Source organism: Nocardioides dilutus, from assembly GCF_054779555.1.
In genome coordinates, this window is the sequence record NZ_BAAGYA010000002.1 from 633386 (window position 1) to 658977 (window position 25592).

Below are 25592 nucleotides of genomic sequence, written 5' to 3' on the forward strand. Positions count from 1 at the left end.
GCCTAGATGAGAACACGTTCCACCGCTGCTGTGCGCTCGGTCACTAGGAGCTGTCAGTCGGCGGTCCCGGTGAGCGCGTGCAGGACGAGGGACAGCGACTCGGACAGGAACGCCCGACGCTCGGTCGGCGGCTTCTGCAGGGCCGCGATCAGCAGCCCGTCGAACGAGGCGACCAGCGCCTCGGCGCGGGCGACGCCGTGCAGCTCGCAGGCCCGGGTCAGCATCCCGTCGACGACGGCGACCAGACGGCTCCGCCAGGTCGTGAGGACCTCGGCGACGGCCGGGTTGCGCGGGGCCTCGAGCGAGAGCTCGAGCTTGGCCAGGACCAGCTGGCGCTCCTCGAGCCAGCGCTCGAAGAGAGCCAGCGTGCGCGCCACCGCCTGCTCCTCCTCGCCGCCGCCGCAATCCGCCAGCTCGAGGGCGAGCAAGTCGACGTCGGAGGCGAGCGTCGCGGCGACATGCTCGGTCACGGCGAGCAGCAGCAGCTGCTTGGTCCGCAGGTACGCCGAGCAGGTCCCCTCGGGGAGCCCGGCACGCCGGTCCACGGCGCGATGGGTGAGCCCGCGCAGACCCTCGTCCGCGACGACCTGCACGGCGGCGTCGAGGAGCTCGCGCCGGCGACCGGTCGCGGGCGCGAGGAGGGAGCTGGAGGTGCTGGTCATGTGACTCCGGACACTAACCGCCGGTTCGGGGAAGGTCCCGCTTGACACCGTCATTCTACAGATGTAGAACTTCTTCTACAAACGTAGAAAGGATCCACCTCATGAGCAACATGGCCCCGGACCTCAGTGGTCTCGACCCCTTCATCAACGCCTTCGTCATCGTCGCCGTCGTCGGCGCACTCGTGTCGCTGGTGATCATCGGCGAGACGATCTACTCGTTCGTCGCAGCCAACCACCGGGCGCGCGTGGCCCGTCGCGAGAGCAGCCCGACGTACTACCGCCGACTCGTCACCACGCAGTGACCTCCTGACCCGACCGCGGTGTCGGGTCCGCCGAAGCACCTAGAGTCGACGCCGTGCGCCATGTCTACGAGTGCCCCATGCGCTGGGCCGACCTGGACTCGCAGGGACACGTCAACAACGTGACTTACGTCGACTACCTCCAAGAGGCCCGCGTCGACATGCTGCGTATCCACGGCTCCCACGGGCACGCTCCGCAGGAGGACCTCGCCGAGGGTGTCGTCGTGGTCCGCCACGAGGTGACGTATCTGCGCCCGCTGCTCTTCACCTTCGAGACGGTCCTGATCGAGTGCTGGGTGACCGACGTGCGCGCCGCCTCGTTCACGATCGCCTACGAGATCTTCCGGGAGTCCCGCAGCCGACCGGGTGAGCGCAACGTGTTCGCCCGAGCGGCCACGGTGCTGACGCCCTACGTCTTCGCCGCGGAGCGCCCGCGACGGATCACTGCCGAGGAGCGCGCTCGGCTCGAGGAGTTCCTTGAGCCAGAGGAGGACCGTCCGCGACCGCCCCGACCGGAGCCGGTGACACCGTCCAAGCTGGGGCACTTCCCGGTCCACGTCCGGTTCAGCGACGTCGACGTCTACGGCCACGTCAACAACGTGAAGTACTTCGAGTATTTCCAGGAGGCGCGGCTGCTCTTCCTGACGTCGCGGCTGTGGGGCGAGATGCGGAGTGACGTTCCGCCGCCCAGCATCGTGATCGCCCAGACCGACGTCGACTATCGGCTTCCCATCCTGTTCCGCGCCGAGCCCTACGACTGCTGGACCCGCATCGAGCGGGTCGGGACTCGCTCCCTCACGCTCCAGTCGGAGATCCGCGACGGGGAGGCCCTCCTGGCCAGGGCGCGCGTCGCCATCGTCTTCGTCGATCCCGAGTCGGGACGCTCGGCCGAGCCGCCCGAGGTCTACCGGACCGCGTTGCTGGCCGCCCAGGCGGCGGCCCACCCGGAGAAGTGAAGGCCCGGCGGTAGCGCTAGGTCTACCGCCGGGCGGGAAAGGTCGTTCGGGGGGTTTGACGACCTATCGCGGACACGTGTCACGGGCCGTGACGGCCGTTACATGCCCCAGGGACGAATATCCCGGACTCAGTTACTCGAGCGTGTTGACCATGAACTGGGCAGCGTGGGTGACGTAGTCCCAGAACTGCGCGTCCTGCTCGGGGGTGAGCCCGGCGTCGTCGAGCGCGGCGCGGAAGTGGGTGAGCCAGCGCTCGGCGGCCTCCGGCGTGACGGCAAAGGGAGCGTGACGCATCCGCAGCCGGGGGTGTCCGCGGGTGTCGGAGTAGGTCGTCGGCCCGCCCCAGTACTGGATGAGGAAGCCCCGAAACCTCTCCTCGGCCGGGCCCAGGTCCTCCTCGGGGTACAACGGCCGGAGCACGGGGTCGGTGGCGACGCCCTCGTAGAACTTGGCGACGATGCGGTGGAAGGTCGCCTCGCCGCCGACCTCGTCGTAGAACGTCACCAGTCCATTCTGCCGAGGGCTGTCCAACCCCGAGAATCGGCGTGGAAGGATCGTCGGCATGGCTACTACTCGCACCGCGTCCACCCACTGGGAAGGCACCCTGTTCGAGGGCGCCGGCAAGGTCACGCTCGACTCGTCGGGCCTCGGCACCTACGACGTGTCCTGGCCCGCGCGCACCGAGGAGCCGGGCGGCAAGACCAGCCCTGAGGAGCTCATCGCCGCGGCTCACTCGGCGTGCTTCTCCATGGCGTTCTCCAACGGCCTGGCCAAGGCCGGGACGCCGGCCACCAGCCTCGACACCGCAGCCGAGGTCGACTTCGTGCCCGGCACCGGGATCACGCAGATCCGGCTCAAGGTCCGCGGCACGGTCGAGGGCATCAGCGAGGACGACTTCGTCGCCGCCGCCGAGCAGGCCAAGGCGGGCTGCCCGGTCAGCCAGGCGCTCGCTGCCGTCGACATCACCCTCGACGCCGCCCTGGCCTAAGCGAGCGACGCGCGCGCAGCGCGCGAGCGAAGCGGACGGTCGTCGAGGAAGGCGCTCCGCGCCTGTCGCGAGACGGGGTGAGCCGGTGCTGGAACTTGCCGAGCACGGTCGGTCTGGGAGCCTCAGGTCACCTGGTCTCGTGACGGCGCTTGCGCGCCTCCTCGACCACCGTCGGAGGCCTCGCTCGCTTCGCTCGCCTTGGCCTCCTCACGGTGCCAGACGACCCGCTGGGCGAAGGGGATCTCGATCCCCTCGTGGTCGAAGCGCGCCTTGATCCGCTGCCGCAGCTCACGGGCCACCGCCCACTGCTCCATGGGGAGGGTCTTGATCATGACCCGCAGGTTCACCGAGTCCGCCGCGAGCATCTCCACGCCGGTGACCTCGGGCTCCTCGATGATCAGCTCGCGGAAGTCGTCGTCGTCCCAGAGGTCGTGGGCGACCTCGGACAGCACCCGCTTCACACGGTTGAGGTCCTCGCTGTAGGCCACGGACACGTCGACGACCGCGCGCGACCAGTTCTGGCTCATGTTGCCGACCCGCAGGATCTCCCCGTTGGGCACGTACCAAACAGTGCCGTTGAGGTCGCGCAACCTGGTGACCCGCAGGGTGACGGCCTCGACCGTGCCGATCGCCTCACCGAGGTCGATCACGTCGCCGACCCCGTACTGGTCCTCGACGATCATGAAGACGCCGCTGAGGAAGTCCTTGACGAGTGACTGGGCGCCGAAGCCGAGCGCGATGCCGATGATCCCGGCGCTGGCAATGATCGGAGCGATGTCGACGCCGACCTCGCTCAGCATCATCGTGCCGATGATGGCGACCAGGACGCCGGTGACGATGCTCTTGAACAAGTCGCCGATCGTCTTGGACCGCTGGGCCCGCCGCGTGGTCGCGGCCAGGTCGCGGGCATGCGCTTGGGCGGCTGCCTCCGACACCTGCCCGCGGCGCCGCCGGAACCGGCCGACCCCGCGGGGAAGCACTCCGCCCTCGGCACGTCGTACGACGCGGTCGATGAACCGGTGCAGCGCCCATCGGACCACGAGCAGCAGGAGGAACAGGCCGGCCAGGACCAGGGGCTTGCCGACGATCAGGTCGGCGACGTTCGCAGCCTGGTTGCTGTCGGTCCACTTGAAGACCTGCCGACAGATCGCCTCGTCGGCCTCACAAGGGTCGTTCATGTCGAACGGCATGCGGCCCAGGTTTCCATGCCCTGGAGGCTCACCCCAATCCAGCCGATAGGCTCGGACCCGTGATCACCGCGCTGATCCCGCTCGACGTCCCGGTCGGCTGGAGCAACAACCCCGAAGACGTCGACATGCTTCAGGCCGTGCTGCTCCTCGGGGGTGTCCCGCTGCTGTTGTTCATCGGCATCACCTTGGCGGTCTTCGTCCCGTCACTGGTGCGGGGTGAGTCGATCACGCCCGGTGCGCCGGCCGTCGAGAACCAGTGGCTGGGCGGGCCGCGGACCCGTGCCGGTGAGCTGGCCGGCCCGAACGCCGGCGACGATCAGGACCCGGACTCCGGCGGTGCCAGTGGCCGGTGGTGACCCCTTCCGCACCGCTGACCGGGTCGTCCTCGACGAGACGATCCGCAAGGCCGAGCAGCTCGCGAGAGTCGAGTTCTCGGTCTTCGTCGGCAACGCCGAGGGTGAGCCGCGCCAGTTCGCCACGAGTCTGCACGCCGCACTGGTCGCCCCGGCACGGAGCATCCTGATCATGGTGGACCCCACCAAGCGCCTCCTCGAGGTCGTCACCGGCAGCTATGTCCGCTGCACGCTCACTGACAACGAGGTCGAGCTGGCCGTGGCCGCCATGCAGTCCGAGTTCACCGCCGGCGACCTCGTCGGGGGCCTGCGGCGCGGCATCCAGATGCTCGCCGAGCACGCGCGGGCGCCGCAGACGCTCCACGCGGGACCGGAGTAGCGACATGGCAACCCTGCTCGGAATCATCGGCGTGGTCATCGTGGCGCTGATCGGCGTCGCCGTCGTCGCCTTTTTCCGGTCCATCGCCGAGGAGCGGGCTCGCGCCGCCGAGGCCGAGAGCAGGCGCCTGCGCAGCCTGCTCGAGGAGGTCAAGGAGATCGCCTGGACCAACCGGGACATCGCACCCGAGCTGTCCACGATCATCATCGACACGATCCGCACCCGCGAGGACTCCGACCGTCGGCGCGAGCTGCCCTAGACATCCCGGATCGGTGGCCCGTCGCCCACTAGCCTGCCGCCCATGGCCAACGACACTGCCGGGCGCTCGGCCCGCGGCATCCTGATCTTCGTCATCCTCGCGCTGGTGGTCGGGCTGTTCTGCCTGATCTTCGTGCGGCCCTCGACGGCCTCGACCGGGCCCGACCAGGTCGCCCTGCACTACAAGGGCGGCGCGTTCACCTCGAAGCGCTTCTCCGACTGCATCGCCCCCTCCAACCGGGTCTTCGACGGCCCGGGTGACGGCCACTTCGCCTACCCCGCCTCGCAGACCAACTTCGTCTTCGACGCCGGCGACGGGGACGGCGGCCCGATCACGTTCGTCACCAAGGACGGGATCGAGATGACGGTCGAAGGAGTGGCCAACTTCCTGCTCAACACCTCGTGCGAACCCCTCACCATCGGTGACGTGCGCTACGAGGGCGGGGCGCTGCAGCGCTTCCACGAGCTGATCGGCAACCGCTACGCGGCCTACATGACCGAGGACGGGTTCCGCTCCGACGGCTGGCGACAGATGCTCAGCGTCTACATCGCCCGCCCGCTCGACACCGCCATCGACCGGGCCGGACAGGGCTACACCTACACCGAGCTCTACACCGACCCGGCGAAGAAGGCGCTCTGGGAGCAGTCCGTCCTCGACCAGCTCCCGACGCTGATCAACCGCCAGACCGACGGCGACACGGAGTTCTTCCTCAACTTCGCGATCACGCTGCAGAAGCCGGAGCCGCCGCAGTCGATCAAGGACGAGCTGATCAAGCAGCAGGCCGCGGTCGCCGCGGCCAAGGCCGCGCAGGCCGAGGCGGAGGCCCGTGAGGCCGCTGCGCTGGCTCAGGTCCAGGTCGAGAAGGCCGAGGCGCAGAAGATCCAGGCCCGGGTCGACGTGCTGGGTCAGCTCGGGTTCCTGCAGCAGTACGCCATCGACAACGGTCTCAACCCGTTCCAGCCGTCGACGAACTCGCTGATCAACGGGGGCGGCACCCCGTAGCGCTCACGGGCACTGCGTGTTGAGGGCTCCGGGAGTGCCGAAGTCGCCCCCGGTGCCATAGGGCGTGCTGCCAAGGCAGTAGTTGGCCGGGGCGTCGTTGTCAGCGGCGGTGTAGTGGTCGGGGTCGAGCGACAGGCTCTTGCCGATCGTCTCGCTGGCCCAGCTGACGGTGTCGATGACGTTGGCCCCGCACGTCAGGGTCAGTGAGTCGCTCGACGTCAGGGCAAAGCCGAACGTCGCGTCCTCAGCGAGGCCGCCGTTGGAGCCGGCGCCAGGCGAGCGGGCCAGGAGGTAGCGACCGCCCGCCGCAACGACCGCCGTAGGCAGGACCGCAGATCCGGCCGCCTGGTTGGTCACGGTGCAGCCGGTCAGGGTCCGGGGACCGCCCGCGACGTTGTGCAGCTCGAACCACTCGCCCTGCGAGTCGGGGACCGTCGACGGGTTCGACAGCCACTCGGTGATGATGACGTCTCCCGCGGCCGGCCCGGGCGGGTCCGGAGGCGGCGGAGGCGGGCTGAGCTTCAGCTCGAGGGCGTCGACATAGACGCCTCGCCCGGGCTTCTTGACCTTCAGGGTGACCACGCCGTCCCCGGAGAAGCGCACCTTCTTGATCTGCTTGGAGTCTGCGGCGGTCAGGACGACCTTCTGCCTGACGCCCCCGACCTTGATGACGAGCTTCCCGCGGCCGGGACCGAACTGAAGCAGCACCTTGCCGCCGCCGGTGGTGGCGTCGACGCTCGTCAACGTGGCGCCCTTGTCCTTGGACTTGGAGAGCGTCCCTGCGTGGGCGCCCGCGAACGACTTGTTGCGCCAGACCCCCTTGCGGACGAGCGCTCGGTCGTCGACCGTCGTCGTCGCGCTCGGGGCTGCCGCGACCGGAGCCGTCAGCAGTGGCACGCCCAGCGCCAGTGCGGTCACGACGGCCAGGCCAGCGGTTGTCCTCATCGGCCCATAGTGCGCCTCGAGGGCGGATCGCTCTACCCCGGGGCGTCCTTGGCCTGGGCCCGCAGTGCCCGGGCGATGTCGTCGCGGTTCTCGCGGACGTAGCGCTTCGCGGCCGGGTTGGCCGGCGACTCCTCGAGCCACGTGTCGAGCCGGTCGAGCAGTGCCGGGCTGGCGAGGTGCTTGGGGAAGATGTGTTCCAGTGCCGTCGAGGCCCGCTGGGTGCCCTTGTCCTCCCACATGGTGTCGGCCGCGGCGAGGTACTTCTCGACGTAGGGCGCCAGCACCTCGTCCTGGCCGTAGGCGCCGAACGCCAGCACGATGCTGCGCTGGGTCTCGTTGGGGACGTCGTCGCGCACCATCGCCAGCTCCCACGCCTCGGCCTTGGCCTCGGCGGTGGGCCGGAGGGCTCGTGCCGCGGCTGCGTGCTCCTGGCCGGAGATCGTGTGGTCCCTGGCCAGCTCGTCGTTGATGCGGTCGCCGTCGGCGCGACCGTTCTTGGCCAGCGCCGAGAGCAGGGTCCAGCGCAGGTCGGTGTCCACGGCGAGTCCGTCGATGTCGAAGGAACCGTCGAGAAGCCCCTCGAGGTCTGACAGTGCCTGGTCGCTGTGCGCCGCAGCGGCGTAGGCCCGGGCGAACGAGAGCTGGTGGTCACCGCCAGGCTCGGCGGTCATGAGGAGCTGGCGCAGCCCGGACTCCCAGGTCGCCCGGAGTGCGTCCCGGTTGGCCGGCGCGGAGTAGAGGGTCGTCGCCGCCGCGGCGTAGTTGGGCAGGCTCCTGACCCCGAACGCATCGGTCTCCGAGGCGATCCCGGAGAGCACGAGCGTCACGAAGTCGGTCGCCGACATCTCCGCATCGCGGGTCATGTCCCAGGCGGCGCCCCAGCACAGTGCGCGGGCCAGCGAGTCGTCGATCGTCTCGATGCTCGACACGAGCGTCTCGAGTGAGCGCTCGTCGAGCCGGATCTTGGCGTAGGCGAGGTCGCCCTCGTTGAGCAGCAGCAGGTCGGGCTGCTTCTGGCCGACCAGCTCGCCGATCTCGGTGCGGTCTCCCTCGACATCGACCTCGAGCGAGGTACGCCGGACCAGCCGGCCCTCAACCTTGTCGTAGAGGCCGATGCCGAGACGGTGCCGGCGGAGTGTCGGGTGGTCGGGGTGGGCGGTCTGCGCGACGGCGAACGACGTATAGCAGCCGTCGGCGTCCAGCTCGAACCGCGCTGCCAAGGTGTTGACCCCCGAGGTCTGCAGCCACTCTTGGGCCCACGACTCGAGCTCGCGTCCGCTGGACTTCTCCAGCGCCATCAGCAGGTCCTTGAACTCGGAGTTGCCGTAGGCGAAGTCCTGGAAGTAGCCGCGGATACCTTCCAGGAAGTTGTCCAGCCCGACCCAGGCGACCAGCTGCTTGAGCACCGACGCGCCCTTGGCGTAGGTGATCCCGTCGAAGTTGACCTCGACGGCCTGCAGGTCGTAGTTGTCGGCCGCGATCGGGTGGGTCGAGGGCAGCTGGTCCTGCCGGTAGGCCCAGTTCTTGCGGGCGTTGGTGAAGCCGGTCCACGCCTCCTTGAACTCAGTCGCCTGGACGGCGGCGTGGTAGCAGGCCCACTCGGCGAACGACTCGTTGAGCCAGAGGTCGTCCCACCACCTCATCGTCACCAAGTCGCCGAACCACATGTGCGCCATCTCGTGGAGGATCACCTCGGCGCGGAACTCGTAGAAGGCGCGGTCCTGGCGGCTGCGCGGGAGGTATTCGTCGCGGAACGTGACGCACCCGGCGTTCTCCATCGCGCCCATGTTGTATTCCGGCACGAACAGCTGGTCGTACTTGCCGAACGGGTAGGGGTAGCCGAATGCGTCCTCGAAGAACGCGAACCCCTGCCGGGTGACCTTGATCAGCTCGTCGGCGTCGAGGTGCTCCACCAGCGACTGGCGGCAGTAGAGGCCGAGCGGGATGTTCTGCGTCTTGCCCTCGTAGGTGTATTGCACCTCGTGGTACTCGCCGGCGACCAGGGCGGTGATGTAGGTCGACATCGGCTTGGTGGCCTCGAAGCGCCACACCGCCTTGGCGGGCCCGTCACCGCCGGTGTCCAAGGGCTCGGGCTGCGGGCTCGGGGCGTTGGAGACGACCTTCCAGTGGGCGGGAGCGGTCACCGTGAACGTGTAGGGCGCCTTGAGGTCGGGCTGCTCGAAGGTCGTGTAGACGCGGCGCGCGTCGGGCACCTCGAACTGGGAGTAGAGGTAGACGCGGTCGTCGGCCGGGTCGACGAAGCGGTGCAGGCCCTCGCCGGTGCGTGAGTAGCTGCAGTCGGCCCGGACCACGAGCGTGTTGTCGGCCGCGAGCCCCGTGAGCGCGATGCGGTTGTCCTGGTAGGCGCTGAGGTCGACAGGCTGGCCGTTGAGGATGATCTCGTGCACGGTCGCGTCGACCAGGTCGGCGAAGGTCTCGGTCCCGGGCTGGGTGCACGTGAACTCGATCGTGGTCGTGGACCCGAAGTGGGTGGTCTCCCCGTCTTCTTGGCGAGTCGTGAGGTCCAGGTCGATCGCGTATGACGTGACATCCAGGAGAGCGGCGCGGGCGCCGGCCTCGTCCCGGGTGAGATTGGTTCCAGGCATGCGTGCCATCCTGCCACCCGTGGTGCTCTCGCGGCCTCCCGGTTCGGGGGCGTCTGCACGCGAGGTGGCCGCCGTGTTCCTGAGGCTCGGCGTCGTCGCGTTCGGCGGCCCGGCGGCGCACACCGCGATGATGCGCGAGGAGCTCGTCCGGCGCCGTGCGTGGGTCGACGACGAGCGCTTCGTCGACCTGGTGGGGGCGACCCAGCTGGTGCCCGGCCCGAACTCCACCGAGCTGGCGATCCACCTCGGTCACGACCGGGCCGGCTGGCGGGGGCTGCTCGTCGCCGGCGTCTGCTTCATCGTGCCGGCGGCGCTGCTCGTCGGGGTGCTGGCCTGGGCCTACGTCGAGCACGGCGACACCTCGGTCGTGGGCGACGTGTTCGACGGCGCGGTGCCGGTCGTGCTGGCGATCATCGCGTGGTCGGTTGTCCCGCTGCTCAGGGCGGCGGCCACGTCGTGGTGGCTGGCCGTGGTGGGTCTTGCCGCGCTCGCGGCGTACCTCCTCGGGCTCAACGAGCTTGTCGTGCTGGTCGGCGGTGCGCTCGCCGCGCTGGTCCCGTACGTCGGGGGGCGGGCGCGGGAGGGCGGCACCGCGGCCCTCCTCCTGCCGCTGGCGCTCGCCCCCTCCGGCGACGGGCGCCTCGGCGAGCTGTTCGTGACGATGCTCAAGATCGGGGCGGTGCTCTACGGCAGCGGCTACGTGCTGATCACGTTCCTCGAGGGCGACTTCGTCGAGCGGCTGGGCTGGTTGAGCAACCAACAGCTCGTCGACGCCGTCGCGGTGGGTCAGGTGACGCCGGGCCCGGTGTTCACGACGGCCACGTTCGTGGGCTACCTGGTGGCGGGCTTCTGGGGCGCGGTCCTCGCCACGGTCGCGATCTTCCTGCCGTCGTTCGTCTTCGTCGGCCTGCTCACCCGTCTCGTCGGGTGGCTGCGGTCGAGAGCCTGGACGGCCGCCGTGCTCGACGGTCTCAACGTCACTGCGCTGGCGCTGATCCTGGGAGTGGCCGTCGACCTCGGGCGTGACAACCTGGCGAGCTGGTGGGCACCACTGCTGTTCGCGGTCACGCTGCTGCTGCTGTGGCGGACCCGCCTCAACTCCGGGTGGTTCGTGCTGGCCGGCGGGGCGGCGGGAATACTCACGGGCGCTCTGTAGTTGAATCTTTTATGACCAACGTCGACTTCTGGTTCGACCCGCTCTGCCCCTTTGCCTGGATCACCTCTCGGACGGTGATCGAGGCGGCGCAGGTCCGAGACATCGAGGTCACCTGGCGGATCATGAGCCTGGCCTACCTCAACGAGGACAAGGACATCTCCGACGCCTACCGGGAGCTGCTCAAGGACGCCTGGGAGCCGGTGCGGGTCTGCATGGCTGTGGAGCAGGAGTACGGCCAGGCGAAGCTCGGAGAGCTCTACACCGCGCTCGGCACCCGCAAGCACGCGGAGGGCCGGGAGAAGCTCGACCGGCCGCTGATCGAGGAGGCGCTGGAGGCCATCGGGGTGCCGGCCGCCCTCGCCGACGCCATGGACGACGACTCCTACGACGACGCGATCAAGAAGTCCCACCACGCGGGCATGGACCAGGTCGGCGACGAGGTGGGGACCCCCACGATCGCCATCGACGGGCAGGCCTTCTTCGGCCCGGTCCTCACGAGGATCGCCCGCGGTGAGGACGCCGGCCGGATCTGGGACGGCGCCGTCGCGCTGTCGTCGTTCCCCTACTTCGCCGAGCTCAAGCGCACAAGGGAGCAGCAGCTCGACTTCTCCTGACCTTCTCCAGACCGGTGGCGGCTGTGACGAAAGTGACGCATGATGACATGCCATGGACGCGATCTCCGGTAGCGCCACGCCGACCAGACGAGGTTTTCTGCTCGGGTCGGCGGCGCTGGGGGCGGCCGTGTCCTCGGCGTACGCCGCACCGGCGCACGCCGCGACCGCCGCGGCTGACTCGAGCGCCGATCTGGTCCTGAGCGCGGCCCGCGGCCTGCGGACCGGCCCCATCACCGGGCACAGGTTCTCGATGGTCGGCGTGACCTGGCGGGGCGGGCCGGTCAAAGCCGCGGTGCGGGTCCGGGTCCGGCGCCACGGCGAGTGGACGGGCTGGCGGCCCTTGCGCCCGCTGCACGACGGCCCCGACCGAGCAGCCGAGGGCGTGCCCGGGCTGCGGGCGACCGAACCCCTCTGGACCGGCGACTGCGACGCCGTCGACCTCCGCGGCGGCGACGGCATCGCCGCACTGACCCTCTCCCTGATCGCGCCGGGGCCGGACCCGGTGCTGCTCGACCGGGCGGCGCGCTACGAGCCCGCCGAGCGGGCGGAGCGGAAGAAGGCGCCCAAGCCGGACATCGTCCGTCGTCGGGCCTGGGGCGCGAACGAGAAGTGGCGCAACGGCGGACCGTGGTTCAACCGCACCATCCAGCAGGTGCACATCCACCACACGGTCAACAGCAACGACTACGCACCCGAGGACGTCCCGGCCCTGCTCCGTGGCATCTACCGCTACCACACCAAGAACCTCGGCTGGTCCGACGTCGGCTACAACTTCCTGGTCGACCGCTTCGGCGGGATCTGGCAGGGCCGCGCCGGCGGCTCGGCCCTCCCGGTGCGGGGCGCACACACGCTCGGCTTCAACAGCACCTCCACCGGCATCGCCGTGATCGGCAACTTCGAGGAGGTGCTGCCCGAGCGACCGGTCATCTCCTCGATCGTCCGGCTGGCGGCGTGGAAGCTCGACAAGTACGACCGCAAGCCATCGGGCCGCGCCGCCGTGTTCTCCCAGGGCAGCGACAAGTTCTCCGCCGGCCAGAAGGTCAAGCTCCCGGTCATCGACGGGCACCGCGACACCAACGACACCGCCTGCCCGGGCGGTCACCTCTACGCCGCCCTGCCGAGGATCCGCGAGCGCACCCAGAAGCGGGTCGACCGGTTCGGTCCGGACGCCTAGCAGGACGGGGTGCTGGCTAGCCTCCGGCCGCCGCTCCGGCGGCGGCCGTCACGGCGGCGATGACCGCGGCGTGGGTGGCCTTGATGGCGTCTCGGACGCCCGTGGCCGCCCACGCGCCCTCGGTGACCTCCTTGGCCCGCTTCTTGACCTCACGGCGGGAGAGCCCGTCGTGGTCGACGACCTTGTGCGTCCGGTCGATGGCGGAGAGCACCGCGACCAGGGCCCCGGTGCGGGCGTCGGGTGTGGTGCCCTGCACGAGCACCGACGCCAGGGCCTGCCGGACCGCCTCTTCGTGGGTGCTGTCGGCGGCCGGCCACCGGGTGCGCGGCAGCATGCCGAGCAACCGGGACTCGCGCCGCTCCAGCATGCCGCGGTCGGCCATCCGGTCGCCCAGCGTCTTGACGAGACCCTTGCCGAGCCGGGCCACGAGGTCCTGGGCGGTCCGCTCCTTCTCCGCGACGACGTCCAGGGCATCGGCGAGGACCCGGTCCTCCGGAGCCGGGCCGGCGACCCGCACCTTGGGCGACCGGAACCTGCCCGTCGGTTCGTCAACCGTCACCGCCCCGAGGATCGCCAGCTCCGCCAGCACCGCACCGCCGAGGGCCACGTCGGCGACGTCGGAGGCGGTCACCTTGCCCGACTCGTCGTCCAGCAGGAGGAGCAGCAGGTCCTCGGCGACCAGGTAAGGGGAAAGGGGCATGAGGTGACCGTAGTCACCGCCCTAGGCTGACGTCATGAGCAAAGTCCTCTCCGCCGTCGCCTGGCCGTATGCCAACGGCCCGCGCCACATCGGCCACGTGGCCGGCTTCGGCGTACCGTCCGACGTGTTCAGCCGCTACCAGCGGATGGCGGGCAACGACGTGCTCATGGTGTCCGGCTCCGACGAGCACGGCACCCCCATCCTGATCGCCGCCGACGAGGCCGGGGTGAGCCCGCAGGAGCTCGCGGACACCAACCACCGGCTGATCTGCGAGGACTTCGTCGCGCTCGGGCTCACCTACGACCTCTACACGCGCACGACGACCCGCAACCACCACGCGGTCGTCCAGGAGCTGTTCCTCGGTGTCCACGAGAACGGCTACTTCGTCGAGCAGACGACGCATGGCGCCATCTCGCCGTCCACCGGTCGGACCCTGCCCGACCGCTACATCGAGGGCACCTGCCCGATCTGCGGCTACGACGGCGCACGCGGCGACCAGTGCGACAACTGCGGCAACCAGCTCGACCCGGCCGACCTGATCAACCCGAGAAGCAGGATCAACGGCGAGACTCCGGAGTTCATCGAGACCCAGCACTTCTTCCTCGACCTGCCGGCCCTGGCCGAGGCGCTGGGGGAGTGGCTCGACGGACGCGAGGCGACCGGGCTGTGGCGACCCAACGTGATCCGTTTCAGCAAGAACATCCTCGAGGAGATCCGTCCCCGGGCGATGACCCGCGACATCGACTGGGGGATCGCGGTCCCGCTGGACGGCTGGCGGGACAACCCGACCAAGAAGCTCTATGTCTGGTTCGACGCGGTCATCGGCTACCTGTCGGCCTCGATCGAGTGGGCCCGTCGCAATGTCGCCTCTGGGGGCGACCCGGAGGCCTGGCGCCAGTGGTGGAACGACCCGGACGCCCTGTCCTACTACTTCATGGGCAAGGACAACATCACCTTCCACAGCCAGATCTGGCCGGCCGAGCTGCTCGCCTACAACGGGCAGGGCGCCAAGGGCGGGTCACCGCGGCAGTTCGGCACGCTCGACCTGCCCACGGAGGTCGTGAGCTCGGAGTTCCTCACCATGGAGGGCAAGAAGTTCTCCTCCTCCAAGCGGGTCGTGATCTACGTCCGCGACCTGCTCAGCCGCTACCAGCCCGACGCGTTCCGCTACTTCGTCGCGGCTGCCGGCCCCGAGAACCAGGACGCCGACTTCACCTGGGCCGAGTTCGTACGCCGCACCAACGACGAGCTCGTCGCGGGCTGGGGCAACCTGGTCAACCGGACCGCCACCATGATCAGCAAGAACTTCGGGGAGATCCCGCCCCTGGGCGAGACCACTCCGGAGGACGAGGCGGTGCTGGCCGCCGCCGAGACGGCGTTCGACGTGGTCGGCGACCTCATCGGGCGGAACCGGATGCGTCAGGCGATCAACGAGGCGATGCGAGTGGTGGCCGAGGTCAACAAGTACGTCTCGGACTCGGAGCCGTGGAAGATCAAGGACGACCCGGCGCGGCTCGGCACGGTCCTGCACGTCACCGCGCAGTGCGTGTCCGACCTCAACCTGGTGCTGGCGCCGTTCCTCCCGTTCGCGGCCAATGAGGTCGACCGCGCCCTCGGGGGCAAGGGCGAGGTCGCCCCGATGCCGAGGATCGAGGAAGTGGAGGACCTCGACGGCGGTGCGCCCTACCCGATCATCACCGGCGACTACACCGCGGTGCCGGAGTGGCGACGTCACCCCCTCGCGGTCGGCGCGCCGGTCGACAAGCCGACCCCGATCTTCACCAAGCTCGACCCGAGCATCGTGGACGAGGAGCTGGCCCGACTGGGCGGGTGAGCATCAGCGCCCGCTGAACAGACGGTCCCAGGTCTCGTTGTCGACGATGCCCGTGGCCGAGAGACCGGCCTTGCGCTGGAACTTGTTCACGGCCTTGGCGGTCTTCTTCGACAAGGCGCCGTCGATGACCACGCGCTTGCCGAGGGCGGCAGTCAGCGCACGTTGGACCCGGCGGACCGGGTCACCGGTCGACCCGACCTTGACCAGGGGGTGCGAGCCGCGCGCGAGCAGCGCCACCCACGTACGACGGTCGAGCTTGCCGGTCACCTTCAGGTGCAGCTTCGTCTGCGCCTTCTTCACCGCCGCGACGGTCGCCGCGTCGTAGGTCCCGGTGATCGGCGCCCTGGTGTAGCCGTGCCGGCGGAGCAGGCACTGCGCGGCCTCGACCGCGGGCCCGCGCGAGCCCTTCGTCCGCTTCGGGTAGGCCTTGAGGTCGACGGAGACGCCCCCGCCCCTGACCTTGCACAAGGCCTTGGACGGCGACCCGACCGAGCCGGCGCCGACGTCGACCCAGTTCGCGTCCACGGTGAGCGTGTGGCCGCCGTAGGTCTGCTGGACGTCGAGGTCGTACTGGTGGATCCGGGAGTGGTCGTCCCAGAGCCTGCTGTCGACCCAGTCGCCGTCGGCGGTATCGGCCTTGCCGTTCTCCCAGGCGAACCAGATGTCGTCCGGCATGGCGTAGGAGCCCGGCGAGGCGATGGACGCATAGTCGAGCGACGTGATCGCCGCGGCGATGTTGGAGTAGACGCCGGAGTCGTAGCCGGCCGCGTGCAGTGACTTGGTCCAGCCGGACAGGAACGACAGTGCCGCTCGACGGCAGTCGTCCGGCCCGGTGTCGTAGTCCTCGAGGTCGTAGTAGAGCGTGCTGCCCCGGCCGATGCCCAGGTCCTGTGCCGTGGCCATCGCCTTGGCGGCCTCCGCCCGGCCCTGCTGCTCGGCCGTGGCGAGGTCGGACGACATCCGGTCGGCATAGCCGGAGCAGCTGGCCTGCGGCCCGACCTGCACAGGCAGCAGGTGCCAGCCGGTCCGCTGCTGCTTGCGCACCCAACCCGCGTCGAGCTCGGGCTGCTCGCAGAGCCGGTTGCTGCCGCCGATGTAGATGCCGACCGCGGCGTACGGCGAGCTCTCCCACCAGGCGTCCATGACCTCCTGGGCGGGGGCGGTGCAGGCGTCGAAGCCGTAGCCGGTCAGCGAGCCCGGCGCGCCGGCCTTGCGCTCGCCGTCGCCAGGGGCGGCGGACGCCGCTCCGCTGCCGAGGGCGACGAGCGCGGCCACCGTGAGGACGAGGGCACGGACGATGGTCGAGGTTCCCGAGAACACCGGCACATCCTGCCTCACCGTTCCTTAGCAGCCATCCTTGGTGAACACGCACATCGCGGCCCGGGTCGCGGCGGACCTGTCCGCGAGGATCTGGGTCGCGATCGCGATCGCCTGGTCGCCGCCGGCCGCGCCGTAGGACATGTCCACCAGCACGGCATTGCCGACCTGGGTCACCTCCACGGTGGTCAGCTGGCTGACCAACCCGTCGTCGGCGACGATCTGCTGGGCGAAGGTGAGCGACGCGTCACCACCGGTGTCGAAGTCGACCAGCCGAGTCTCGATCACGTCCTCACCGCCCGCGCTCGGCTGCTGGGGGCACGCCTGCACCGCGTCCTTGAGACGGTCGAGGCTCAGGAAGGCCGCGGCGTCGTCCGGCCAGAGCTGGAAGACGCGGGTCGCCGAGCTCTCGCCGTCACCGCTGAAGAACCAGGTCTGGGAGTCGGTCGTGCCCTGGGAGGTGGGGTAGGACGTGTCGCAGAGGGCGATGGCGTCGAGGTCGCCCTCGGTCGGCTTGCCCTCGTTCGTCATGCCCTCGGTCACCGGGAAGCCGGCGGGGATCTCGGTCAGCCAGTCCGGCTGGGCGTCTTCGGTGACGGTCGGGGTGGGCTGCGGGGCGGGGTCGATGTCGTCGCCGCCGTCGTTGCCGGACATGAGCGCCACCGGCGTACCGATGAACACGGCCGCGGCCACGACGCCACCCACGGTGGCGAGGGCGGTGTTGCGGCGGCGCATCCGGTCGCCGCGGCGGCGGACCTCGGAGGCAGGCAGGGCGTTCACGTGCAGTCCTTCGGAGAAGTTGTCGAGTGACTCCAGCGGGTCGTTGTCAGGCATGAGTGGCTCCCGGGTCGAGCGGTCCGTCGGCGAGGAGGAGGGCGAGGGCGGCGCGGCCCCGGGCGAGGCGGGCCTTTACCGTGCCCTCGGGGGCTCCGGTCTCCCGGGCCACCTCGTGCACGGGCAGGTCCGCGATGTGGTGGAGCACCAGCGCCTGGCGCTGGGCCTCCGGCAGCTGCTTGAGCGCTTCGACGAGCGCGACGTGGGTCTCGCTCGGCGCCGCCGACTCGGTGGCCGGGCTCAGGGCCCGGTCGGCGGGACGTCGGCCGCGGACGGTGCGGCGCCACCGGCTGACCGCCAGGCGGTAGGCCGTCGTCCGGACCCAGGCCTCGGGGTGCTCGGCACGGTCCAGCTTGCGGCGGTGCGCCCAGGCGCGTACGAACGCCTCCTGCACGCATTCCTGCGCCTCGTCGCGGTTCCCGATCATCGCGTAGACCTGGGCGGTCAGGCGTGAGAAGGAGGCGGCGTAGAAGTCGTCGAACTCGCGTTCGTCCATCGACCTGTGTCTCGTCTCGTGTCAGTTGGTGAGGGTGCTTCCACGGGTGGTACGCCCGGGCAGACCTCACGGTTGCACGCGACACCCGGATTTCCCCGGCGGCAGGCGGGGTGGGTCAGCCCTTCGGCCGGCCGAGCCGGGCGAGCCGGTCCTGGGCGCGCACCGCGAGCGCGATGAACGGCTCGCCGCCCATGACGACCCCGTCGGCCGGGACGAAGGTCAGCTGCGAGACCGCCGTGCCGTTGCGCAGGATGCCCATCAGGTAGGTGACCGAACGCTCGTCGGAGACCTCGACAGTGAGCCGCCAGACGGTGAGCTCGCGGTCGCCCTCGCTCGTCGTCTTGACCTCGTCGACCTGGGTGGCCAGGTCGCGGTCGGGACAGGACGTGAGCTTCTTGCGGACTCCGGCGATGAAGGCCTCGGCGTCCTTCCGGGGCAGCGCGCCGACGGTCTGGGTGAGCCCGAACTCGGGCGGGAGGTCCGCACCCGGGACGAGGAACGATCGGGTCTCACCGCGGCTGAAGCCGTCGGCGGAGAAGTCCGACTCGTCGCAGCGGGTCGCGGCGAGGTTGGTCGTGGCCTCCTCCGGGGGCGTGCCCACCCACGGCTGGGTCACCTTCGTGACCGGCGGCAGGTCGACCTCGCTGAGCAGCGCCGGGGACGAGCCCGTCGCCATGGGAGGCACGGCCTTGAGCCGAGGAGTGTCGGCGCAGGTGCCGCCAGCAGGCAGCCCGCACAGGCCGTCGACCGCGCTGGCGAGCAACGTGGCGCTCGGCTCTGCGTCAGGGTCTCGGGTGCCGGTGCGGGTGAGCGAGGTCGTGGTGGTCACGGCGCCGCTGCGTGCGACGCCGACGACCTGGGCCTTGGTCGGCTCGTTCCAGTCGCGCAGGACGAAGAGCATGGCCTGGTCGCCGACGCCCTTGACCCGGTGGGTGGACAGCAGCTGCATCCGGGGGGCCATGCACCCGGCGTACCAGCCCGCAGTGGTCCGGTAGGTCGTCCGCCCGGCTTCCTCGTCGGCGGACACCTCCACGGACTGGCCGGCGGTGGACGGGTCGTCGGCGGCCTCCGGCTTGAAGGTGCGGACCAGCGCGGCCAGGCCGGCGGGGTCGGCGTAGCGCCCGCCCTGGCACGCGAACACCAGGCCGTCACCCTCGGTGTTTCCCGAGGTCTTGCCCTGGGTCCAGGTGCCGGTCAGCGCGCCACCGACGAGGTCGGCGGTGAGCAACGCCTCCGGCGTCAACGGCGGGACGTCGGGGTCGGGGCGGGGGGTGGTCTCGGGCGGCTCCGGCTGGACGCCCTCGAGCAGTCCCTTGGTGTCGAGGCTGGGCCGGACCCCGGCGGCGTCGGTGACGACCGAGCCGGAGACGACCAGGGCCGCCACGGCGACCGCCGCGCCGAACGTGGTGTGGGAGCGGCGCCGTGCCGAGCCGGCGCGGGTGATGATGGAGGGCCTCGGCCAGCGGACCTCGTCGATCTGGGTGCGGAGCACCTCCAGCACCGGGCGGATGCCGGTGGACTCGACCTCGCGGTTGACCGCGAACTGCGCGGTAGCGTTCTGCAGCTCCCGCTCGGTGTTGGCCCGGGAGATCCCGACCTCCCGCGAGATCCCCTCGAGCGGCAGCGAGGTGAGGTGGCTGAGGAGCAGCACCCGGCGCTGGGTCACCGGCAGCTTCGCCAGCGCGTCGAGGGTGGCGGCGACCTCGGCGTCGAGGCCCTTCATCCGGCTCCACCACCGGGCCTGGCTTCGCCGCAGCGCCCGGGACCAGGCCAGCGGGCGGACATAGTCCTCGCGGTCCTCGAGCCGCGACACCTTCCGCCAGTGGTGCCAGGCGACGACCATCGCGTCGCGCACCGCCTTCTGCGACGCCTGGAGATCCCCGGTCAGGGCATAGGTCTGGACGAGGAGGCCGGACCGGACGTCCTTGTAGAACGACTCGAAGCTGTCCTGGTCGGCCCGATTCATGGCCCGTTAACGCTACGGGACCGGGCTAATCCTGGCCAAAGTGCGCCAGGGTCGGCGTGGCAGCGCGGAGGTACGACGACGCCCGGCGACCATGGACAAGCCATGACCGCCCTGCTGCCCGACCGGGAGACCCGCCGCGAGGCCAAGCGATCCGCGGCCGAGGTCAGCCACGACCTGCGGCACCGCCGGCCGCTGGTGCTGCTGGCACTTCTCGCCGGCGTCCTGGCCGCGGCGGGCACCCTCATGGTCTGCCTGGCCATCGGGGTCGCCGGCTGGTTCCTCACCGACGCCGGCGCTCACGGGGCGCCCCGTGACGGACTGCGGACGGGAGCGCTCGCCTGGTTGATGGCGCACGGCTCGGGAGTCCGGGTCGATGGCGTGCTCGTGAGCGTGATCCCGCTCGGGATCACCGCCGTCTGTGCTTGGGCCACCTGGCGGACCGCCCACCGGCTCGGCGACTCGGTCTCGGGCCACGGCCCCGACGCCGACCGGATCGCCGACGGCGAGCGCGACTGGACCGTGCCCGTGGCCGCGATGGTCTTCACGGCCGGCTACGTCGCCACCGCGGTCGGGGCCGGCGCCCTTGCCGCGACTCCCGCGACCGGACCCGACATCGCCCGAGTCATGCTGTGGTCGGTCGTGCTGTGCGGGCTGTTCGGCGTCCCGGCCATCGCCGCCGGCTCGGGACGGGCCGCGGTGTGGGGGGCGTGGCTTCCGACGTCCGTGGTCTCCACCGCCGCCGCCTGTCGCTCCGTCCTGACCACGTGGGTCGGGGTCTGCCTCGCCTTCTTCGTCGGGGCACTGGTCCTCGACCTCGGCACGGCCCTCAACCTGGTCTCCCAGCTCGGCACCGACGGCCCCGCCACGGCACTGCTCGTGGTCGTGTCCGTGGTGCTGGTGCCCAATGCCACGGTGTTCTCCGGCGCCTACCTCCTCGGCCCCGGCTTCACCGTGGGCGTCCAGACGATCGTCTCGCCCGCCGAGGTCACCGTCGGGGCCCTGCCCGTGTTCCCGATGCTCGCGGCCCTCCCGGACAGCGGTCCCACCCCGGGCTGGACCCCCTGGCTGGTCCTCGTGCCGCCGGTCATCGGCGCGGTCGGGGCGGCCCGTGCCCAGCGACGCCGTCCGACGCTGCGCTACGAGGAGGGTGCGCTGCACGGCTGTGCCGGCGGGATGCTGGCCGGAGCGGTGTTCGGTGTCCTCGCCTCGCTGGCCGGCGGCGCGGTCGGGCCGGGCCGGATGACCGAAGTCGGCCCGCTCGTCGGATCGGTGCTGGTCCACGCGGTCACGGCCTTCGGGATCGGCGGCCTGCTGGGCGGCCTGGCCATCACCTGGTGGCAGCGAGCGAGCGAGGCGAGCGCCAGCGAGCCCGCGCAGCGTCGGTGGTCGAGGAGGTCGCGCAGCGACCGTCACGAGACCTCGGAAGCCGAGGCACCTGCTCAGCCCTAGACTCCACCGCGTGCCTGCGCGCCTGGTGGTCCTCGTCTCCGGGTCCGGCACCAACCTCCAGGCGCTGCTGGACGCGACCGCCGACCCGGCCTACGGCGCCGAGGTGGTCGCAGTGGGCGCGGACCGCAATGGGATCGAGGGCCTCGCCCGGGCCGAGCGGGCCGGCGTCCCGACGTTCGTGCACCGGGTCAAGGACTACCCGGACCGCGGCGCGTGGGACCGCGCCCTGGCGGCCTCGGTCGCCGAGCACCAGCCGGACCTGGTGATCTCGGCCGGTTTCATGAAGCTGGTCGGCCGCGACTTCCTGGCCGCCTTCGAGGGCCGGTTCCTCAACACCCACCCGGCGCTGAGCCCGAGCTTCCCCGGCATGCACGGCCCGGCCGACGCCCTGGCGTACGGCGTCAAGGTCACCGGGTGCACCCTGTTCGTCGTCGACGACGGCGTCGACACCGGGCCGATCGTGGCGCAGGCCGCGGTCGAGGTGCGCGAGGACGACGACCCGGAGTCGCTGCACGAGCGGATCAAGGTGGCCGAGCGGGCGTTGCTCGTCGACACCGTCGGACGGATGGCCCGCGAGGGCTTCACCATCGAGGACAGAAGGGTCCGAATCGGACATGGATGACCAGATCCCCATCAAGCGAGCGCTCGTCTCGGTCTACGACAAGAGCGGGCTCAAGGACCTGGCGCAGGGCCTCCACGGCGCCGGCGTCGCGCTGGTCTCCACCGGCGGCTCGGCGGCCCTGATCGAGGGCCTGGGGATCCCCGTGACCAAGGTCGAGGACCTCACCGGCTTCCCCGAGTGCCTCGACGGGCGGGTCAAGACCCTGCACCCCAAGGTGCACGCCGGGATCCTGGCCGACCGCCGCCTCGACTCGCACGTGCAGCAGCTCGCCGACCTCGGTGTCGAGCCGTTCGACCTGGTGGTCTCCAACCTCTACCCGTTCACCCAGACCGTCGCCTCCGGCGCCACCCCCGACGAGTGCGTGGAGCAGATCGACATCGGCGGGCCCTCGATGGTCCGCGCGGCGGCGAAGAACCACCCGTCGGTCGCGATCGTCACCTCCCCGGGTCGCTACGCCGACGTGCTGGCGGCCGTGGCTGCCGGAGGGTTCACGCTGACCCAGCGTCAGGCGCTGGCCGCGGAGGCGTTCGTGCACACCGCGACGTACGACGTGGCCGTCGCGTCCTGGATGGGCAGCGTCCTCACCGACACCTCCGAGGGCTCCGGGTTCCCGGCCTGGGTCGGCGCCACCTGGGACAAGGCGGCGTCGCTGCGCTACGGCGAGAACCCGCACCAGCCGGCCGCGCTCTACCGGCAGGGCTTCGGCGCGCCCGCCCTCGCCCAGGCCGAGCAGCTGCACGGCAAGGAGATGTCCTACAACAACTACGTCGACGCGGACGCGGCGCGGCGGGCCGCCTACGACTTCGACGAGCCGGCCGTGGCGATCATCAAGCACGCCAATCCCTGCGGCATCGCGGTCGGCGCGGACGTGGCCGAGGCTCACCGCAAGGCACATGAGTGCGACCCGGTCTCGGCGTTCGGCGGCGTGATCGCCACCAACGTGCCGGTCTCGGTGGCGATGGCCGAGCAGGTGGCCGAGGTGTTCACCGAGGTGGTCGTCGCTCCGGCGTACGACGACGGAGCGGTCGAGATCCTGGCCGCGAAGAAGAACATCCGGCTCCTCGTGTGCGCTCCCGACCCCCGCGGGGGTGTCGAGACCCGGCCGATCTCCGGAGGGCTCCTGATGCAGCACCGGGATGGGATCGACGCACCCGGCGACGACCCGACGACGTGGACCCTTGCGACCGGTGCGGCCGCCTCGCCGGAGGTGCTGGCCGACCTGGCGTTCGCGTGGAAGGCCTGTCGGGCTGCCAAGTCCAACGCGATCCTGCTCGCCAAGGACGGCGCCTCGGTCGGCATCGGCATGGGCCAGGTCAACCGGGTCGACTCCTGCCGGCTCGCGGTGTCCAGGGCCGGGGACCGTGCGGCCGGCTCAGTAGCCGCGTCCGACGCGTTCTTCCCGTTCGAGGACGGTCCGCAGATCCTCATCGACGCCCAGGTGGCCGCGATCGTGCAGCCGGGAGGCTCGGTCCGCGACGAGCTCACCATCAAGGCCTGCGAAGCGGCCGGAGTGACCATGTACTTCACGGGGACACGGCACTTCGCCCATTGATCCAGCGGAGGGACCCGGCTGACAGGATGACCCGGTGACCGCACAGAAGCTCGACGGGACCGCCACCGCCGCCGCGATCAAGGAGGAGCTGCGGGTGCGCGTGGCCGCGCTGAAGGAGCGTGGCGTGGTGCCCGGGCTCGGCACGGTGCTGGTCGGCGACGACCCGGGCTCGCGCTGGTATGTCAACGGCAAGCACAAGGACTGCGCCGAGGTCGGGATCGAGTCGATCCGGGTCGACCTGCCCGAGGTCGCCTCACAGGAGGAGATCGAGGCCGAGGTCGCGAGGCTCAACGCCGATCCGGCCTGCACCGGCTACATCGTCCAGCTGCCGCTGCCTCGCGGCCGCGACGAGAACCGGGTCCTCGGGCTCATCGACCCCGCCAAGGACGCCGACGGCCTGCACCCCACCAACCTCGGCTGGCTGGTCCTCGGCCACCCCGCCCCGCTGCCGTGCACGCCGCACGGCATCGTCGAGCTCCTGCGCCGCCACGACGTCCCGATTGCCGGCGCGGACGTGGTCGTGGTCGGCCGCGGGGTGACTGTCGGGCGTCCGCTCGGCCTCCTGCTCACGCGCAAGTCGGAGAACGCCACCGTCACCCTCTGCCACACCGGCACCGTCGACCTGGCCGCGCACGTGCGCCAGGCCGACATCGTGGTCGCGGCGGCCGGCGTGCCCGGCATCGTGCGCGCCGACATGGTCAAGCCCGGGGCCGCGGTGCTCGACGTCGGTGTCTCCCGGGTCGAGGGCAAGCTCGCCGGCGACGTGGCCGACGGTGTCTGGGACGTGGCCGGCTGGGTCTCACCCAACCCCGGTGGCGTCGGCCCGATGACCCGGGCGATGCTGCTGTCCAACATCGTGAGCATGGCCGAGCAACGGCTGTGAATGACGATCCGGACCTGCCGGAGCCCGACCCGGAGGAGGGTCCGGGCGAGGAGGAGGAACGGCGCTACCCCTCGACCATCGGCGGCGCGTTCTACCTGGTGATCCTCGGCGTCTGCGGCGCGGGGATCGCGGTCGTCGCCAGTGGCGACTGGCGCCTCGGCGTCCGCGTGCTGGCGGTCGCCCTGATGGCGGCTGCGGGCCTACGGCTCGTCCTGCCTGCCAAGGACGCCGGCATGCTGGCGGTCCGGCACCGGGCGATCGATGTCGCCGTGCTCACCGCGCTGGGTGCGTTGATCTGGTTCCTGGCCGGGGACATCCCCGACCAGCCGAGCTAGCTCAAATGAGCCCGAGCTCGGTGACGGCGTTGCGCTCGTCCTCGAGCTCGGCGGTGGAGGCGTCGATCTTCGAGCGCGAGAAGTCGTCGATCTCCAGGCCCTGGACGATCTCCCAGTCGCCGTCCTTGGTGACGACCGGGAACGAGGAGATGAGGCCCTCGGGCACGCCGTAGGAGCCGTCGGAGTGGACGGCCATCGACACCCAGTCGTCGTCCGCGGACCCGAACAGCCAGTCGTGGGCGGCATTGATGGTGGCCGAGGCGGCAGAGGCCGCCGAGGAGGAACCGCGGGCCTCGATGATGGCCGCCCCCCGCTTGGCAACGGTCGGGATGAAGGTGTTCTCGATCCAGTCCTGGTCGTCGACCACCTCGGCGGCGTTGCGGCCGCCGACTCGGGCGTGGAAGAGGTCGGGGTACTGCGTCGCGGAGTGGTTGCCCCAGATCGTCATGTGGCTGATCTCGGTGACCGGCGCGCCGGTCTTCGCCGCCAGCTGCGAGATCGCCCGGTTGTGGTCGAGGCGGGTCAGCGCGGAGAACCGCTCATGCGGGATGTCGGGGGCGTTCTTCATCGCGATGAGCGCGTTGGTGTTGGCCGGGTTGCCGGTCACGCCGATCCGGACGTCGTCGGCAGCGACCGCGTTGAGGGCCTTGCCCTGGGCGGTGAAGATCGCGCCGTTGGCCGACAGCAGGTCGCTGCGCTCCATGCCCGGGCCGCGCGGTCGGGCGCCCACGAGCAGGGCGAGGTTGACCCCGTCGAACATCTTCTCGGCGTCGGCGCCGATCTCGACCTTGGCCAGCTGGGGGAACGCGCAGTCGTCGAGCTCCATGACCACGCCTTCGAGCGCCTTGAGCGCGGGCTCGATCTCGAGGAGCCGCAGCTCGATGGGACGGTCGCCGGCGAGGGAACCGCTCGCGAGACGGAAGAGGAGGCTGTAGCCGATCTGGCCGGCGGCGCCGGTGACGGCGACCTTCAGAGGAGACTGCGCGTGTTCTGAGTTCACGCCTGCCGACGCTAGCAGCGC

The 25592-nt window shown here is 70.7% G+C and carries 27 protein-coding genes; 16 read left to right on the top strand and 11 right to left on the bottom strand.

Annotated elements, in window-relative coordinates:
* Positions 1–53 precede the first annotated feature (53 nt).
* A complete protein-coding gene (locus ACYVC6_RS12700) occupies positions 54–662 on the bottom strand; it encodes a TetR/AcrR family transcriptional regulator (protein WP_460714565.1) in 609 nt (202 codons plus the stop codon).
* A gap of 101 nt (positions 663–763) precedes the next feature.
* Between ACYVC6_RS12700 and ACYVC6_RS12705 the strand changes: the two genes are divergently transcribed.
* Both ACYVC6_RS12705 and ACYVC6_RS12710 read left to right on the top strand, forming a co-directional pair.
* Positions 764–964: a hypothetical protein gene (locus ACYVC6_RS12705; protein ID WP_460714567.1), complete on the top strand. Its 201-nt coding sequence runs from the start codon at positions 764–766 to the stop codon at positions 962–964.
* 53 nt (positions 965–1017) lie between these two features.
* On the top strand, positions 1018–1917 hold the full coding sequence (locus ACYVC6_RS12710; RefSeq protein ID WP_460714569.1) for an acyl-CoA thioesterase: 900 nt from the start codon (positions 1018–1020) through the stop codon (positions 1915–1917).
* 132 nt (positions 1918–2049) lie between these two features.
* Here the strand turns inward: ACYVC6_RS12710 and ACYVC6_RS12715 are convergent, their stop codons facing one another.
* Positions 2050–2421 (bottom strand): globin, encoded by a 372-nt coding sequence (locus ACYVC6_RS12715; protein ID WP_460714571.1) that lies wholly within the window; start codon positions 2419–2421, stop codon positions 2050–2052.
* A gap of 58 nt (positions 2422–2479) precedes the next feature.
* On the opposite strand from ACYVC6_RS12715, the gene ACYVC6_RS12720 reads away from it, so the two are divergent.
* Positions 2480–2905 carry an OsmC family protein gene (locus ACYVC6_RS12720; RefSeq protein WP_460714573.1) on the top strand — a complete coding sequence of 142 codons (426 nt, stop codon included), beginning with the start codon at positions 2480–2482 and terminating at the stop codon, positions 2903–2905.
* Between the two features lie 122 nt (positions 2906–3027).
* Here ACYVC6_RS12720 and ACYVC6_RS12725 read toward each other — a convergent pair whose 3' ends face one another.
* Positions 3028–4095, bottom strand: a complete 1068-nt coding sequence (locus ACYVC6_RS12725) for a mechanosensitive ion channel family protein (RefSeq protein WP_460714575.1) — start codon at positions 4093–4095, stop codon at positions 3028–3030.
* 59 nt (positions 4096–4154) lie between these two features.
* Here ACYVC6_RS12725 and ACYVC6_RS12730 point away from each other — a divergent pair, with 59 nt between their 5' ends.
* Genes ACYVC6_RS12730 through ACYVC6_RS12745 form a run of 4 tightly spaced genes read left to right on the top strand, consistent with a single transcriptional unit; the run spans position 4155 to position 6088 of the window.
* Positions 4155–4451 (top strand): hypothetical protein, encoded by a 297-nt coding sequence (locus ACYVC6_RS12730; RefSeq protein ID WP_460714577.1) that lies wholly within the window; start codon positions 4155–4157, stop codon positions 4449–4451.
* Positions 4432–4827: a DUF5130 family protein gene (locus tag ACYVC6_RS12735; RefSeq protein WP_460714578.1), complete on the top strand. Its 396-nt coding sequence runs from the start codon at positions 4432–4434 to the stop codon at positions 4825–4827. Before ACYVC6_RS12730 ends, ACYVC6_RS12735 begins: the two co-directional genes overlap by 20 nt.
* Positions 4828–4831: 4 nt before the next feature.
* Entirely contained in the window at positions 4832–5086 is a 255-nt protein-coding gene (locus ACYVC6_RS12740; protein ID WP_460714580.1) for a hypothetical protein, read from the top strand.
* A 42-nt stretch (positions 5087–5128) separates the two neighbouring features.
* Complete coding sequence (locus tag ACYVC6_RS12745; RefSeq protein ID WP_460714582.1) at positions 5129–6088, top strand: hypothetical protein; 960 nt, start codon at positions 5129–5131, stop codon at positions 6086–6088.
* Between the two features lie 3 nt (positions 6089–6091).
* On the opposite strand, the gene ACYVC6_RS12750 is transcribed toward ACYVC6_RS12745, so the two are convergent.
* Both ACYVC6_RS12750 and pepN read right to left on the bottom strand, forming a co-directional pair.
* Positions 6092–7033 carry a lamin tail domain-containing protein gene (locus tag ACYVC6_RS12750; protein WP_460714584.1) on the bottom strand — a complete coding sequence of 314 codons (942 nt, stop codon included), beginning with the start codon at positions 7031–7033 and terminating at the stop codon, positions 6092–6094.
* Positions 7034–7065: 32 nt separating this feature from the next.
* Positions 7066–9639, bottom strand: a complete 2574-nt coding sequence (gene pepN, locus ACYVC6_RS12755) for an aminopeptidase N (protein ID WP_460714586.1) — start codon at positions 9637–9639, stop codon at positions 7066–7068.
* Here pepN and chrA point away from each other — a divergent pair.
* The 3 genes from chrA to ACYVC6_RS12770 are packed head-to-tail and all read left to right on the top strand — an operon-like array spanning position 9638 to position 12583.
* A complete protein-coding gene (gene chrA, locus ACYVC6_RS12760; RefSeq protein WP_460714588.1) occupies positions 9638–10795 on the top strand; it encodes a chromate efflux transporter in 1158 nt (385 codons plus the stop codon). The two genes, pepN and chrA, sit on opposite strands and share 2 nt — an antisense overlap.
* Before the next feature lie 11 nt (positions 10796–10806).
* Positions 10807–11409 carry a mycothiol-dependent nitroreductase Rv2466c family protein gene (locus ACYVC6_RS12765; protein ID WP_460714590.1) on the top strand — a complete coding sequence of 201 codons (603 nt, stop codon included), beginning with the start codon at positions 10807–10809 and terminating at the stop codon, positions 11407–11409.
* A gap of 52 nt (positions 11410–11461) precedes the next feature.
* Entirely contained in the window at positions 11462–12583 is a 1122-nt protein-coding gene (locus ACYVC6_RS12770) for an N-acetylmuramoyl-L-alanine amidase (RefSeq protein WP_460714592.1), read from the top strand.
* A 16-nt stretch (positions 12584–12599) separates the two neighbouring features.
* On the opposite strand, the gene ACYVC6_RS12775 is transcribed toward ACYVC6_RS12770, so the two are convergent.
* Positions 12600–13283, bottom strand: coding sequence for a GOLPH3/VPS74 family protein (locus ACYVC6_RS12775; RefSeq protein ID WP_460714594.1), 684 nt, complete (start codon positions 13281–13283; stop codon positions 12600–12602).
* Between the two features lie 34 nt (positions 13284–13317).
* Here ACYVC6_RS12775 and metG point away from each other — a divergent pair, with 34 nt between their 5' ends.
* Positions 13318–15117: a methionine--tRNA ligase gene (gene metG, locus ACYVC6_RS12780; RefSeq protein ID WP_460714596.1), complete on the top strand. Its 1800-nt coding sequence runs from the start codon at positions 13318–13320 to the stop codon at positions 15115–15117.
* A 3-nt stretch (positions 15118–15120) separates the two neighbouring features.
* On the opposite strand, the gene ACYVC6_RS12785 is transcribed toward metG, so the two are convergent.
* The 4 genes from ACYVC6_RS12785 to ACYVC6_RS12800 form a co-directional block, all read right to left on the bottom strand.
* Entirely contained in the window at positions 15121–16437 is a 1317-nt protein-coding gene (locus ACYVC6_RS12785; protein ID WP_460714598.1) for a glycoside hydrolase domain-containing protein, read from the bottom strand.
* A gap of 24 nt (positions 16438–16461) precedes the next feature.
* Positions 16462–17268, bottom strand: coding sequence for a hypothetical protein (locus ACYVC6_RS12790; RefSeq protein WP_460714600.1), 807 nt, complete (start codon positions 17266–17268; stop codon positions 16462–16464).
* Entirely contained in the window at positions 17261–17764 is a 504-nt protein-coding gene (locus ACYVC6_RS12795) for an RNA polymerase sigma factor (protein WP_460714602.1), read from the bottom strand. The genes ACYVC6_RS12790 and ACYVC6_RS12795 overlap by 8 nt, the downstream gene beginning before the upstream one ends.
* Before the next feature lie 115 nt (positions 17765–17879).
* Positions 17880–19730 carry a sigma factor-like helix-turn-helix DNA-binding protein gene (locus ACYVC6_RS12800; protein WP_460714604.1) on the bottom strand — a complete coding sequence of 617 codons (1851 nt, stop codon included), beginning with the start codon at positions 19728–19730 and terminating at the stop codon, positions 17880–17882.
* A 102-nt stretch (positions 19731–19832) separates the two neighbouring features.
* Between ACYVC6_RS12800 and ACYVC6_RS12805 the strand changes: the two genes are divergently transcribed.
* From ACYVC6_RS12805 to ACYVC6_RS12825, 5 genes are read left to right on the top strand one after another with little or no spacing between them, the layout of a single operon-like run.
* Positions 19833–21179, top strand: a complete 1347-nt coding sequence (locus ACYVC6_RS12805; RefSeq protein WP_460714606.1) for a cell division protein PerM — start codon at positions 19833–19835, stop codon at positions 21177–21179.
* Positions 21180–21189: 10 nt separating this feature from the next.
* Positions 21190–21801, top strand: coding sequence for a phosphoribosylglycinamide formyltransferase (gene purN, locus ACYVC6_RS12810; protein WP_460714608.1), 612 nt, complete (start codon positions 21190–21192; stop codon positions 21799–21801).
* Positions 21794–23353, top strand: coding sequence for a bifunctional phosphoribosylaminoimidazolecarboxamide formyltransferase/IMP cyclohydrolase (gene purH / locus ACYVC6_RS12815; protein WP_460714610.1), 1560 nt, complete (start codon positions 21794–21796; stop codon positions 23351–23353). The genes purN and purH overlap by 8 nt, the downstream gene beginning before the upstream one ends.
* A gap of 34 nt (positions 23354–23387) precedes the next feature.
* Positions 23388–24236: a bifunctional methylenetetrahydrofolate dehydrogenase/methenyltetrahydrofolate cyclohydrolase gene (locus ACYVC6_RS12820; protein ID WP_460714612.1), complete on the top strand. Its 849-nt coding sequence runs from the start codon at positions 23388–23390 to the stop codon at positions 24234–24236.
* Positions 24233–24571, top strand: coding sequence for a DUF3017 domain-containing protein (locus tag ACYVC6_RS12825; protein ID WP_460714614.1), 339 nt, complete (start codon positions 24233–24235; stop codon positions 24569–24571). Before ACYVC6_RS12820 ends, ACYVC6_RS12825 begins: the two co-directional genes overlap by 4 nt.
* A 1-nt stretch (position 24572) precedes the next feature.
* On the opposite strand, the gene ACYVC6_RS12830 is transcribed toward ACYVC6_RS12825, so the two are convergent.
* Positions 24573–25571 (bottom strand): malate dehydrogenase, encoded by a 999-nt coding sequence (locus ACYVC6_RS12830; RefSeq protein WP_460714616.1) that lies wholly within the window; start codon positions 25569–25571, stop codon positions 24573–24575.
* Positions 25572–25592 lie beyond the last annotated feature (21 nt).